The organism is Lysinibacillus sp. NPDC097231, from assembly GCF_044761885.1.
GTDB lineage: Bacteria > Bacillota > Bacilli > Bacillales_A > Planococcaceae > Lysinibacillus.
This window is the reverse complement of sequence record NZ_JBIWDH010000020.1, coordinates 1-13,032: the sequence shown is the minus strand read 5'-3', so window position 1 is coordinate 13,032 and position 13,032 is coordinate 1. Positions and strand designations below refer to the sequence as shown.

Here is a 13,032-nt window from a genome sequence, read left to right as displayed (position 1 = left end):
CATCAAATGCAATATAAAAAATACTGTATAAATTACTGGCTGCTCACTTTTAGAATTTTTATTTTACTGAGTTGGCTACCTCTTTAAATTTTTCCTCCTAATTTGGATTCAGATTGGCAAATTCATTGCACTAAATCGCTTCTTCATATCTCTCGATAATTCGATAACCTCCTCCAACTCGTGTTTCTTTTCGGGGGATTTTAGCTTGGCAACCTAAACAGGCCATTTTAGTAGGACACACCATATTGGTTACACAAACTCCAACAATTACATTATTTAGAACGCCCACATTTTCTTTATATTCTCTGAATTCCTGTTGAAGCTCTTTGGGACTACGCAATACAGCTTCATCTATATCTATATAATCCATAATAATATCGTGATATTCACTAACTTGTTGAGTTACTTGGCTCTGTGTTGGTTCCGAGTAATAGCCCGTTATATTTAAATCTAGTTGATGTAATGTTTTTGCTACTATATCGGTTGGTTCGTTGTGCCGTTGGACAGCTTCGGTGGCAAAAGCGTGCCGCAATAAGTGTGTATTCACTATAACTGTTTTTCCTTTTTGAGTCTCAAAAATAAGTCCGTGTAATAAAAAACGCAGGCGGGATGCAATGGCTTTATGATCTAATGCACTATTATGATACTGAAAGAAATAAGGCTTGGGTTCTTTAAATAGATGAATCCGACTCTTTTTGCCATATTTAACACTTGGTATTGTCACACCATTATAATGTTCAAGCAGCATTTTGCGGACCTTAGCAAGAATCTTCATAGTTTCAGTAGTGATGAAATACGGTTCTTCTTTGTCACGACCTTTTGGAATAGCTTTAAAGTAATGTTTAATATCCTCATTAACTTTAATTTTAAACGTCGAAATAAATATGTACAAAAACGCTTGTTTAACCAAGTACATTTTTGATTTCCTTTGTATAATACACCTTTACATGGAGTGGCGAGCATGATAGCCTTAACTGGTTAGCCAGCCCTTGATATAGCTGGGTTTTGGCTACCGAATCATGCGAGTAGAGGCTCCATGTTAAGTTGTAATTATTCACACACTTGTATATATACATTGTTATTTTGACATTTATACTTTAATGGACTTTAAGCATTCTTTTGTACAGTAAAAGTACACCACTATATATAAGTGATGTACTAATCATTCAATGTAATGTGCGACATTAAAGACAACCTCTTGATATTACTTTTATAATACATTCACTTGTCTTTAATTTTACAGAGTAAAGTGGGGCTTTCTATTTAAGATGAACTTCTTACATGTTTAAAGACATTGACTAAAAATAATAGTACTGAAAATGCTACAGCAATACCGCCACCAGATACAAAGAGCTCAAATAACCAGCGTGGTACATCTATATAAACCATCATCATACCAACTAAGAGGAACGGTAATCCAATATTGTAAAACCAAAATTGAGCTTTGGCCAGCCCTGTTTCGGCTGCATCTTTATAAATAGAATAAATCAACCCTATAAAGCCAGTTGTCAGCCAACCTAACACACCAATGTGAGCATGTGTCGCTTTCCATTGAAGTTCAACTGTATAATGCATAAAGAGTCCAAAAGCCAAAACAATCACGAGGTACAAGACTGAAATTTTTATCCATTTAGCACCTATTGTAACCAACTCCTTTCTCGAAAGTGATTTAGCTAGCTATTACAGTCTATTCTTGTAGAATAAAAAGTTGACACGTTATTCTTTGTAAAATAAAAAAGTATTTCAATGAAAAAAGCCTAATGATTGTGTAGAATAAACGTGTAAAAATGGTAATTGGCGATTGGTGGGCTTTGAAAATGGAATCTGAATGATTTACATTTTGAATCTGTTAAACAAGTTAACTATCCACCTTGTACCTATATAAAGTAGAGAATGGTATATTTTTAGCATTTTCGACACAAGCCAATAACTGCAGCTATCTGGTTATCGACGCAATTGAATGATGAGTAATTTAGTTTAGTTGTAATTAGTTTAATGTTAAACTAATTACGAATTAACGATAAGGAGATGCTTATCTATGAGTAAATTGCAAGATAAAATCGTAAATTATTACTGGCGGTGCTGGTGGTATTGGTAGCGGAATGGCTAAAGCGATAGTGAAAGAAGGAGCTATCGTCACAATTGTTGACCTGAATGAAGAGATGGGGAAAGCTACAGAAAAAGAACTACAACAGATTTCTCCAAAGTCAATGTTTTTACAAGCAAATTTAATGGATCGTGATAATTTGCCAAAAATTATCGATACAGTTGTAGAAAAATACGGTAAACTAGATGTGCTAGTTAATAACGCTCACGTATCTAAACAAGTAACAATAGAAGAAACAACACAGGCTGATCTTGATTTATCATTAGGCACTGGATTTTATCCAACGTTTTATTTAATGCAAGCCGCATTACCATATTTAAAAGAAACAAAAGGAAATGTTATTAACTTTGCATCTGGTGCAGGCCTACAGGGGCATGAAACACAAGCGGCATATGCAGCCGCTAAAGAAGCAATTCGTGGTATTTCACGCGTTGCAGCAAATGAATGGGGACGTTTTGGTATTAATGTAAATATCATTAGTCCGCTTGCCAATACACCAGGTGTACAAGCGTGGGCAAAAGCACAGCCTGAGTATTATGAAGCGGTTAAAAATAAAATCCCATTAGGTCGCTTTGGTGATATTGAAGAAGATATTGGACGTGTAGCTGTTTTCTTAGCTTCGGCTGATTCTCAATATATCACTGGTCAAACTATTATGGTAGACGGGGGTTCAATAATGCTTCACTAATTTCTCGGGTGTTCGAGGAGGATTTTTTTGAAACAGACAAATATTTTTAAACTCATTCATATGATTGAACAGGTGAATAATGCCAATATCATTCGTTTTACGAAAGCTTTCCCCTATCCATTAGGTATTTCACCGATATTAGTATTAAATGAGTTACACTTGAAAGGTCCGCAAAAGCAAGCCGTGTTAGCCGAAACTATTGGTTATACAAAAGGTGCAATGACGAGTATTGCTGAAAAATTAGTAAAGCTTGAGTTAGCAGAAAGACTGTATGATCCATCTGACCGTCGAACAATTCGCTTACAAATTACGAATGAGGGTGAAAAAGCTTTAATAAAAGCTCAATCAATTGGACAAGAGGTTTTTATGCAGCTTTTTGAAACATTGAATGATGAAGAAATTGCGCAATATTTGCTGATTCAAGAAAAATTAGTGCAAGGAATACAAGATAAAAACGAATAGATAAAAAAAGCCGTTTCATAGTTTTTTATTTTGATGCTGAAACAAATCAAATGGTGGACACTTACATTGCGGATAAATGGGCAAATGACTTAGAAAGTGAAATACGTCCTTTTATTAAAAAGAATTTTGGAGAAACAACTGATTTCTTCGTTTCCTTTACCAATGATATTATCGGGCAAGAATTAGGTATCGACCCTCTTAATCCTAAAGGTTATAAAGAGTTTGATGTTGCACCGATTATTCGTATTATAGTCACTCGCAAAAAGAGTGAAGATGACGAACAAATCTTAAATGAATTCATAGCTTTTCTAAAAAGCGAGGATAAATTACAACACGGTTCATTTGCTATGAGTTATATCGATGAAAGAGGTGTCATTTTAGATGATGAATGGAATAAAGATTTTTAATTAGATAATTTCTTCAATTAACGGGTACTTTAGATTAATAAGAACAGGACTTGCGTTTATGATTAATCTTCATATATGCAAGTCCTTTTGTTATGCTTCCTCAATCACTCTTGTAGCTTCCACATGGCTCTGTTGCTCCAATCAGACAACATGTGTCAATGATTCCTCAGCTCCACTATCAGCCCTCAATAGCTCGTTATATGCTTATAAGAAGTGCTACGGTTGCTATCGTTGCTCATAAAGCTTGTAGCAAGCACTCTATTAGCACAGCACTTCGTTATGCCACGCTCAACTGCGACACCACTTCTTTTGTGGAAGGTGTGTATTTGCTCTGAATACCAACCTGAAAGCTGTTCTGTGGTACTTAACAATGCACATAAGCTTAATGACTCGCTATCTCATTTTTGATACTAATAATATTTATATTTTCTTAAGAGCTATAATAAGAGATTCTTAAGATTTATCTACTATACTTCAGTTATAGCAAGGAAGTAAAACAAATTTAAACTTGCAATTACAGGAGGAAAAATATTATGAAATCAACAAAAATATTGGGATTAGCGTTAGCTGGGATATTAAGTTTACAATAAAACGAAAATTGATATTTTAGTATGATAAGATTTATTGTAAATTATGCCGAAATTAAGGAGAGATTATGGAAGTGAAATTACGGAAATTCATTATTGCAGGCACCATTTTATATACAATTTTAATTTTATATTTTTTGTTCTTTGCTTTTAATAGAGTAGATCATTCAACCAGCGATTATGGATATACATTTATGCTTGTTCCTGAAAAAGTTCCTCTTCGATTTCCAGAACCAACTTTTTCATGGTTATTCCAATTTGGAAACATTGCTGCTTTTATCCCTTTTGGAGTAGTAATTCCTTTGTTGTATCGTTCCAGTTTTGGGAAGTTCATATCCTTGTTTGTCTTGACGATTCTCGGTCTGGAATCGCTGCAGGCTTTAACTTATCTTGGCAGCTTTGATGTAGATGATGTTATATCCAATACACTAGGTGCAGCGATAGGTTTTATCGCCTATAGGGTTGGATTTTCTTCAAAAATTTCTTGCAAAAAACTTATTGCTTCGGCTCTATCTATTGGTGTTCTTCTAGTTGGGGTAATCGTGGTCTCAGAAACTATCAATTATGTTGTAGCGACAAGAGAAAGCCCTATTCAAGCATTACACGATGTGAAAGAAATGAATGGAACCATGCCTATGGCTGAGAATCTTCCAAGTTTCACTGTAGCAGGCAAGAAAATAGAACCTAAAATGAACGTGTATAACAGTGAAGGGGATAAAAGCAAATCATACACTTACGTCTTAGGGAACAAGAAAGATATAACACTCTATTCTTATTTTGGCATTCCAGACAATGGTGATTTCAAGGGAGAAGTCACTATACTGGCAGATGGAAAAGTAAGAGCTCAGTACAATGACCAATATAATAATGGGGCAGAACATTTAATCTTACCATTTTTTGTTAAGGTAAACGAAATTACGATTGTCGTTTCCGGGAAAGCTAAACTATGGGACGTTGGATTCAGTGAAATGAAGCATTGGTGGGAGTGAAGAATTAACATTATAAGGGGCTTGCTTTGCAATGTTTTCAACAAATATGGCACGACTGTTAGTGCAGACAAATAGAAAATAGTTAAACTTTTTTATAAAATCAAAGCTTAAACCTGCTGGATAAGAATCCATTTTGATTAAACTTTATTTCAAAGCAACAGTATTGTACATAATGACAATGAATTGAATAGTGATGAATTGGAACAAATAGCTTATTGGGGCCTGAAAGAATTGGAGAGATAATCTTTAATTATTGGGATTAGAACTACATTGATCGAAATTTTCTTCTTCAACTCCCATTAAAGAACGTAATCATCTTTCATTTTCTGTGGTGTAGTGTTAATTGTACACGACATGGATGGCTAACGGGGTGCTTTACTTGAAGATCATTGAGTTGCATAGGTAGCTTTTTTTCTTCTTAAATTAGCGGTATAAGGTAATAATAGTTCAATTATAGCAATCGCTTCTTTTACTAACGGGGCAGGATAGTTTAATAATGATATTGGATTTTTATGGTAAAATTAAAATTAGAAGAGAAGAAGAAGGGGAATTCAAAATGAAGGGGAAATTTTACGAACAACAAATAATATTAGAAAATCATCGAGTAAAATTAGTGCCATTTGAAGAAGCATGCAAAGACCAATTAAAACAGATCATTTATGACGAAGACCTATATTTTTCAGTAGAATGTAAAAATGATGAGGATTTAAAAAAGTACATAGATGATACAGTTAATCAAAGAAGATTAGGTAATTCATATCCTTTTTTAGTGATTGATAAGAGGACAAATGAAATTGCTGGATTAACAAGATATGGTCATATCCAATTTGACAATAAGCGTTTAGAAATTGGGTGGACTTGGTATGGCAAACATTTTAGAGGAACTGGATTAAATATAGCTTGTAAATATGAATGAACTATTGAAATACGCATTTGAAGTTATGAATTTTAGAAGAGTACAGTTTAGTGCAGATATAGAAAACACTCGTTCACAAAATGCAATTAAAAAGTTGGGAGCTACTGAAGAAGGTATATTTAGAGCAAATTATATTGATTCATCAGGGTTAAGTAGAGATGATGTTTACTTTAGTATTATTTATACAGAATAGAACGAAATTAAAAAAAGCGTATTTAAAGAATTTATTTAATTATTTAGCCTATGGGTGCAAATTTTCAAGATGAAGGGGGCCTTTTTCTTATTCCAAAAGAAAGATTGTGAAATATTGTACTTAAAGTAACGGGGGCTTTACTTGAAGATCGTTGAGTTGCGTATGCAGCTCTTTTCTCTTATTGACTAACGAAGCAGTTGAACAAGAATATTGCTTTACCTAAAGCAAATACTACCTTTTAAAAAGGTAGGTGATTAGATGAAAAAGATATCAGTAATATTTTTATTGTTATTAATTAGTTTAACATCTGTTTTAACTTGGAAATGACCACAGATAGCAGAGAATGTCAGTGCTGAAGAAATACATTCCGATTTTTATGATGTATTATTGGTGTTATTAGACCCGTATGCAAGGAAAGTAATTAATAAGGAATATCCAAGTCGTAGTTATGCACTTTGGGATGCAGAAATATTAGAAATTAAACGATTAACTGGTGGATATTCTCAGTATGATTTTACAGTGAAAGTAAAATATGATACGTATACAGGTCCTTTTAATCCACCTGAGGGTCCTATTACATTAACCTTTCTTGTAACAACAGAAGGGGTTTCAGTAAAAAATATTCAAAAGTAATTCATTATAAAGCTTTCTACCCTATTCAACTAACGGGGTGCTTTACTTGAAGATCACTGAGGCTGGGACAGAACTCGATTATTTTAAAAAATAGCGAAAATAGATAATAACTTTTTCGCTTCAATGAGTAGAGTGTTCCTTCCTAAATCAAAAAAATGTTAGGTCGAAATAAAATCGGTCTAACATTTTTCTTTTTGTCCCAGCCTCTTTTTTTTATTGAACAGGGCAGTTTACTTTTTTACTTCGATAAAATTCTCATTTCGAATACATTCGCCATGAGCGTAACGGGTTCTGTTTTGAAGTACAAAAAGAAAGAATCGCACTTAAACTAACGGAGGCTTTACCTGAAGCTGATTGAGCTGTTTTAGACAGCTCTTTTCCTTATTGTGCTAACGGAGCTGGTTATTTGAATATGGTATTGTAAACTTTATTGGCTCGAGTTAAAATTATAAAGTTTTTTAACACAAAAAATGTAGATTAAATGATGTACTACCTTTGATTGCAGGAATTATTTGTATAGTTATTTGAGTATTTTTCTAACGGGTACTATAGTAGAAGATCGTTTAGCTGTTTTGAGTTTGGAAGGGGTAATTAGATTTATTGAAACAAATTTAATAAAATTCTAGGGAGTGTTGTGGTTGGGAGGATATTTATTTGTATTATTTGTATTATTTGTAGGATTGATAGCCGGGGTTGTAAGCGGCGTTATAGGGACAGGGTCATCCATCATGTTATTGCCTGTTCTTGTCTTTACATTTGGTCCAAAACAAGCCGTCCCCATCATGGCAGTTGTTGCTGTAATGGCGAATATTTCAAGGGTTAATGCCTGTTGGCGTGAAATCGACTGGAAAGCTTTTGCCGCATACTCCATTACAGGTATAAATTATTAAACCATTTATTAAATCAATAGAATTGAAAGCAAAATAAAAAACGTACACCACTAAAATTGAATTTAGTAATGTACATTTTTATAATATATGCAACATTTTAAACAAGTTATGATGTAATAAACTATCATGTACATTTACTTGTTTTTAATATTACAGGGTAAAACGGCTTTTGTTTTGTAAACAGAAAAGTAAACGTGGTGGTTTGCTTTGGTATATAGCCTTAATACTTAGGAACTCTACAAAAATGCTCAAGATCCTGTAATATCTGTCTCGAACATTTGCTGTATTAAGGAATAGTTTGACGTACATTTAGTAAATACTAGTGTACGTCTTTTTTTCGTTCAATATGCATAAAATAGATTATGTAGACTTTTTTCCAACTTAAAACGTCAAAAAGAGGGGTAAATTTGGTGAGTACGAAAGGACTTATGTATGGAAAAAAACATGAAACGAACTAAGGAAAAAAACAGCAAGAAGAAAATTTGGCTTTGGATAGTAGGTAGCTTATCAGTAATTTTTTTAATTTTTATAGGTAATGCTTATTATACAATCCAGAAAACGATGAATAAAATAAATACACCATTAATTGAAACGACAGAAAATGCGGATATTGAGCAAAAAATAGTTACAAAAAAAGATCCGTTTTCTGTGTTAATGCTGGGAGTGGATGAGCGTAAAGACGATAGTGGACGTTCAGACACGATGATTGTCATAACGGTTAATCCAGAAAAACAAACGATGAAGATGCTTAGTATACCCCGAGATACTCGTACAGAGATTATAGGTCATGACTCCGTCGATAAAATTAATCATGCCTATGCATTTGGAGGCGTCCCTATGGCGGTGGATACGGTGAAGCATTTCTTAGATATTCCAATCGATTATTATGTGTTTATTAATATGGAGGGCTTTCTACAAATTATCGATACCATTGGTGGTGTAACTATTGATAATGACATGGATTTAACCTATGACTCCTACAAGTTTCCAAAGGGTGAGATAACTTTAAGCGGCGACGAGGCGCTGATTTTTTCACGTATTCGTTATGAGGATCCACGGGGTGATTTTGGTCGTCAAATTCGCCAACGACAAATTATTGAGGCGGTTATGAATAAAGCTTCGAAAACTCCGTCTATCTTATTGAAGGCGACAGATTTGCTGGATGTAGTAGGTGATAATGTCCGTATGAATTTTACGATGAAGGATTTAATCCAGCTGCAAAGTATTTATAAAAAAATGGATCATAATATTGATCAACTGTCATTTAAAGAGGGCGATGGTAAAAGAATTGACCATATATGGTACTACATTCCTAATGAGACAGAACTACAAAAAATTCAATCCGAATTACAAGAAAGTTTGAAATAAATTGGAAGGAGGTTGAATGTAACTATTTGAGTATAGTAGCTGTAAATCTGTTGGCTATGAAGGGAGGGAGATGAATGAATGGGAGGACCCAGGTGCTTAGGTATACAGCTCTCAATAATTGCATGCAAAGCTATGTACCTAAACGTAAAACACCAAAAAATCCAGTCAGGTCAGTTATGCGACACTTACAATTATTGTGTTTAAAAATTTTTATGTAAAAAAATAAAAAAATCATTCAGGTAGGGTGCATGCCTAGTTGAATGATTTTTTTATCTTTATTAATTCGAACTTTATTTGAAATATCAGAAAATTTGGTGTATAATCGTTTTAGAAATGGTTGAGGGAGTGATTGTGATGATTATTGGCACAATTTTATTAGCAGTAGCATTACCTGTAGGTATTGTCTTAGCAGTAGATTTAGTGAATGAGCAGCATCACTCTGCTACGCTAAATAACCATTCATAATCGAAAAACAATAAAATTGAGTTCGTCTAGGCAAAGTTATTAAATAGCTTTGTCTATTTTTTGTGTTCTTGAAACAATTTGTGTGATTAATTCGTCAATACACTGTATGAAATGTTATACTATAAATTGTTAGTTGAACCAATTGGGCGTTTATGGGCAGTTGATCTCTCACTAATGCCTATTAATGCGGGATAAAAAAACAGTATCGGGGAATGTGTATGCAAGAAGAGAAAACAAGTTTAAAAAAAGAAATACTATCCTATCTTAAAATTATTGTTATTACGGTTATCGTTGTATTAGGCTGTAAGCAATTTTTGTTTGCACCGATTAAAGTGCAAGGGGCTTCTATGTACCCAACTTATCATGATAAGGATATTATTATTGTCAGTAAAATGAGTAAAATTGAACGCTTTGATCAAATTGTCTTTCAATCACCAACAGAGGATGAATTATATATTAAACGAGTAATCGGCCTACCAGGTGATACAGTTGAAATGAAGGACGATGTTTTGTATGTCAATGGCAAAGCTTATAAAGAAGATTATGTAAATCGTCAAACAGAAGATCCAAATCAATTACGCATTACAGAAAACTTCACTTTAGAGCAATTAGTCAAAGAGAAAAAAGTGCCTGAAGGTATGTATTTTGTACTTGGTGACAACCGTCTGAAAAGTTACGATAGCCGCCATTATGGTTTAATCGCGAAAGATGCTATCTATGGTGAAGCTAAAGCAACACTATATCCGTTTAAGCATTTCCATATGGGTCCTAAATGAAACTTCAATTAGTTGGGGTTTTCCTCATCATCCACTGATTGCTGTAGATGAACACAAGCTATGTACTCATCATCCTGCGGAAACGCTTGTGTGACCAACATCGTGTTGGCCTCAATCGGGCTTTTACAGTTGATCTCCCACTTATATTTTTTGCTTCACTTCATCTTGAAGTGGGAGTCTTATTATTTGACGCTTTGCTTTCGGTACAGATAAATTACTGGGTTTATGCGGGATAGATTTAAAGAGGCTGGGACATAATTAATTGGTTCCTTCATAAAGCCGAATAATCTCTAAATTAATAAAACACGATAATTAGAAAAACCGAACTATCCCGAAACACTTCATGAGCGTTTCATTGGATAGTTCGGTATTTTTGTTGGCTGAAACACCTTTGCCCCAGCCTCCAGACTGTCGACAAGACATCAAGAAGTTCACTCTTAATACCTTTTGTCATTTTTTGTTAATTAACTATTGGGATAGCTCTATTAGGATTATATTGGATAGTAATAATTTTGTTTTATTTTCTTAATATGTGTAATTGACAGTCATTCGAGCTGTTGCTGTCGATACTACACCTGTTGAAATAATAGATACTTTCCAAGTACCAGTAGGGTCAGTATCATTGAATTGAGGAAGTGTTACAGACTTGCTACCACTTCCTGTAATATACTCCTGTGCTATATCACCATTTGGATGTTTTACCTGTAGGTAGAATGGAGCGCTTCCACTACTTACAGTCACATTTAGTGTTACACTACTCACTTTTGCATTTGATGGTACTGAACCTGAAGAGATATTAAAAGCTGTTGATTCTTGTCCATTTAATGAATTCATCGTACCAGTACTACCTGAAAAATAATTGGAAGCATAAGGTACTAAAGATGAATCTATAGCCTCTATTTCAGAAATTTGAGGTGCTGATTCTGCTGCAAAGCTAGGTGTGGGAACTGTCAATAGCATTGTAGATGCTGTCAATAAAAATAAAATGTGTTTTCTCATTACTTTACCCCCAAAATTGTTTGATAAACTATGCTTTAAAATCAATTTTTTGACTTTTAAAAGCTTCTGCTAGAATTTCAGGTTTTACTGGTTTGCCCCAATCCCATGTAGAGTCTTTTTCTTTAATAAATGTAGCAATGCGGTCAGCAGTATTTATTTTAAATTGCCCTAATGTATAGGCAGCAGAAGAACGCTCTGTTGCTGGGAGTGTTTCTAAGTATTTATTAATAATCATTGGAGATTTCGGATTTACGCCTGACATGCCTCCACGTTTTTCAAAAGACTCTTTTAAATCATTCATCAATTCTTGTTTCACTTTATCCGAAACAGGCACTATTTTTTTGTAGTCTTTATTTGTAATATTCCTTGGGTCGTTCTCATATGGATTCGGGTAACGTGGTGAATCGACCTGCTCTTTCATTTGGGCAAATTTCACCGTTTGTTGAATATTACTGATGGATGCAAAATTCATTGGTGATACGGAAAAATTTAACTTCATTTGTATTCTCCTTTCATTTCAAAAATATGTTATTTTCACTTATTATATCGTCTGCTTGTTAAAAATGTTAAGTTTTGTAAAATTTTTATCCAAATAACTCCTAAGTAAAAAGGTATTCGTTCAACAACGAATACCTTTTCATAGTGTTGAAAAATAAAATAGTCAAGGAAATCTTAGTGAATATTAGGCACCTTAAATGAGGTGATTTCCGTTCCAGGCTACTCGCTTTCCTGTGGGCGAGCGCCGAGCCGCTTCCTCCGCTACGCTCCGTGCAGGGTCTCGCCTGTCTCGCTTTCCCACGGGAGTCGAGTAGCCTTCCACTCCAATCAATGATAACGTAGATCTTCTATAAATTTAATGTATGTCAAAAATGAACTTTACCTATTCACCATAAATGGACGGTATAGAATTAAAAATGATGTGATTATACATCTGTTGTTACTATGCTATGTTTTAGTATTTAAAAGCATTTGTTGTTGCTGTCGCTTCGCTTTCGCACAGAAAACATTTGCTTCTAACGTTTCCTTTTGTACATAAAACATTTATTGTGAGCTATCAATTTATTACTATAAATTAACACAATGCAAAAAGGTACACGCTATGTGAAGTAGTTGATTGGAGTGGAGACTGGCGACTCCTTGGGGGATTAGCGTCACAGATGAGACCCTGGAGCGAGCAACGCGAGTGAAGCGGCTCATCGGACGCCCCCAGGAAAGCGCCCAGTCGGAACGGAAATCAACCTCTCTTTTTGCCGAAAAGTCATACAAATTATTTAATAAGTCACTTTAATTTCATTGACATAATAGTTTTTCAACAACATGAAAAGGTATTCGTTCAACAACGAATACCTTTTTTAGACTATCAACAAAATTATTTTATCTTTTTAGTTATCGGGTAATGCTGTACATACCGTATAAGCGGGGTAGTAGACACAAACTGTTGAATTTTCAACAGTTTCTTTTATGTGCGCCCGGCATGCGTATGAACTATAGGGTGCAAGTCCCGAACCCCGAAGACAGAAGTAGAGGTTAGCCAAGAGCAAGGGTGTCCGTG

14 protein-coding genes and 1 pseudogene are annotated in these 13,032 nt (G+C 34.4%); 11 read left to right on the top strand and 4 right to left on the bottom strand.

The window, feature by feature from the left end:
• Positions 1-130: 130 nt before the first annotated feature.
• Positions 131-910 carry a hypothetical protein gene (locus tag ACIQXF_RS13115; RefSeq protein ID WP_402783546.1) on the bottom strand — a complete coding sequence of 260 codons (780 nt, stop codon included), beginning with the start codon at positions 908-910 and terminating at the stop codon, positions 131-133.
• Between the two features lie 353 nt (positions 911-1,263).
• Entirely contained in the window at positions 1,264-1,575 is a 312-nt protein-coding gene (locus ACIQXF_RS13110) for a hypothetical protein (RefSeq protein WP_402783544.1), read from the bottom strand.
• A 463-nt stretch (positions 1,576-2,038) separates the two neighbouring features.
• Here ACIQXF_RS13110 and ACIQXF_RS13105 point away from each other — a divergent pair.
• The 11 genes and pseudogenes from ACIQXF_RS13105 to lepB all read left to right on the top strand — a co-directional run bounded on the left by ACIQXF_RS13105 (position 2,039) and on the right by lepB (position 10,481).
• Positions 2,039-2,795 (top strand): annotated as a pseudogene (locus tag ACIQXF_RS13105) (SDR family NAD(P)-dependent oxidoreductase).
• 27 nt (positions 2,796-2,822) lie between these two features.
• Positions 2,823-3,257: a MarR family winged helix-turn-helix transcriptional regulator gene (locus ACIQXF_RS13100; RefSeq protein WP_402783542.1), complete on the top strand. Its 435-nt coding sequence runs from the start codon at positions 2,823-2,825 to the stop codon at positions 3,255-3,257.
• 50 nt (positions 3,258-3,307) lie between these two features.
• On the top strand, positions 3,308-3,664 hold the full coding sequence (locus ACIQXF_RS13095; RefSeq protein WP_402783540.1) for a hypothetical protein: 357 nt from the start codon (positions 3,308-3,310) through the stop codon (positions 3,662-3,664).
• A 655-nt stretch (positions 3,665-4,319) separates the two neighbouring features.
• Positions 4,320-5,240, top strand: a complete 921-nt coding sequence (locus ACIQXF_RS13090; RefSeq protein WP_402783538.1) for a VanZ family protein — start codon at positions 4,320-4,322, stop codon at positions 5,238-5,240.
• Between the two features lie 502 nt (positions 5,241-5,742).
• Entirely contained in the window at positions 5,743-6,156 is a 414-nt protein-coding gene (locus tag ACIQXF_RS13085) for a GNAT family N-acetyltransferase (protein WP_402783536.1), read from the top strand.
• Positions 6,149-6,349 (top strand): GNAT family N-acetyltransferase, encoded by a 201-nt coding sequence (locus ACIQXF_RS13080; protein ID WP_402783534.1) that lies wholly within the window; start codon positions 6,149-6,151, stop codon positions 6,347-6,349. The genes ACIQXF_RS13085 and ACIQXF_RS13080 overlap by 8 nt, the downstream gene beginning before the upstream one ends.
• Before the next feature lie 390 nt (positions 6,350-6,739).
• A complete protein-coding gene (locus tag ACIQXF_RS13075) occupies positions 6,740-6,982 on the top strand; it encodes a DUF3888 domain-containing protein (protein WP_402783628.1) in 243 nt (80 codons plus the stop codon).
• A gap of 638 nt (positions 6,983-7,620) precedes the next feature.
• On the top strand, positions 7,621-7,872 hold the full coding sequence (locus ACIQXF_RS13070; protein WP_402783532.1) for a sulfite exporter TauE/SafE family protein: 252 nt from the start codon (positions 7,621-7,623) through the stop codon (positions 7,870-7,872).
• A gap of 432 nt (positions 7,873-8,304) precedes the next feature.
• Positions 8,305-9,240 carry an LCP family glycopolymer transferase gene (locus ACIQXF_RS13065; RefSeq protein WP_402783530.1) on the top strand — a complete coding sequence of 312 codons (936 nt, stop codon included), beginning with the start codon at positions 8,305-8,307 and terminating at the stop codon, positions 9,238-9,240.
• 294 nt (positions 9,241-9,534) lie between these two features.
• A complete protein-coding gene (locus ACIQXF_RS13060; protein WP_402783528.1) occupies positions 9,535-9,705 on the top strand; it encodes a hypothetical protein in 171 nt (56 codons plus the stop codon).
• A 218-nt stretch (positions 9,706-9,923) separates the two neighbouring features.
• Positions 9,924-10,481 (top strand): signal peptidase I, encoded by a 558-nt coding sequence (lepB, locus tag ACIQXF_RS13055; RefSeq protein ID WP_402783526.1) that lies wholly within the window; start codon positions 9,924-9,926, stop codon positions 10,479-10,481.
• A 525-nt stretch (positions 10,482-11,006) separates the two neighbouring features.
• Here lepB and ACIQXF_RS13050 read toward each other — a convergent pair.
• Both ACIQXF_RS13050 and ACIQXF_RS13045 read right to left on the bottom strand, forming a co-directional pair.
• Complete coding sequence (locus tag ACIQXF_RS13050) at positions 11,007-11,480, bottom strand: hypothetical protein (protein ID WP_402783524.1); 474 nt, start codon at positions 11,478-11,480, stop codon at positions 11,007-11,009.
• A gap of 28 nt (positions 11,481-11,508) precedes the next feature.
• Positions 11,509-11,979, bottom strand: a complete 471-nt coding sequence (locus ACIQXF_RS13045; RefSeq protein WP_402783522.1) for a DUF3879 family protein — start codon at positions 11,977-11,979, stop codon at positions 11,509-11,511.
• Between the last annotated feature and the right edge of the window lie 1,053 nt (positions 11,980-13,032).

Bases quoted from the DNA above. Each gene is read 5' to 3' on its own strand.
- ACIQXF_RS13110 (WP_402783544.1), bottom strand. From the start codon at position 1,575: ATGCATTATACAGTTGAACTTCAATGGAAAGCGACACATGCTCACATT.
- ACIQXF_RS13095 (WP_402783540.1), top strand. From the start codon at position 3,308: ATGGTGGACACTTACATTGCGGATAAATGGGCAAATGACTTAGAAAGT.
- ACIQXF_RS13090 (WP_402783538.1), top strand. From the start codon at position 4,320: ATGGAAGTGAAATTACGGAAATTCATTATTGCAGGCACCATTTTATAT.
- ACIQXF_RS13080 (WP_402783534.1), top strand. From the start codon at position 6,149: ATGAATGAACTATTGAAATACGCATTTGAAGTTATGAATTTTAGAAGA.
- ACIQXF_RS13065 (WP_402783530.1), top strand. From the start codon at position 8,305: ATGGAAAAAAACATGAAACGAACTAAGGAAAAAAACAGCAAGAAGAAA.
- lepB (WP_402783526.1), top strand. From the start codon at position 9,924: ATGCAAGAAGAGAAAACAAGTTTAAAAAAAGAAATACTATCCTATCTT.
- ACIQXF_RS13050 (WP_402783524.1), bottom strand. From the start codon at position 11,480: ATGAGAAAACACATTTTATTTTTATTGACAGCATCTACAATGCTATTG.
- ACIQXF_RS13045 (WP_402783522.1), bottom strand. From the start codon at position 11,979: ATGAAGTTAAATTTTTCCGTATCACCAATGAATTTTGCATCCATCAGT.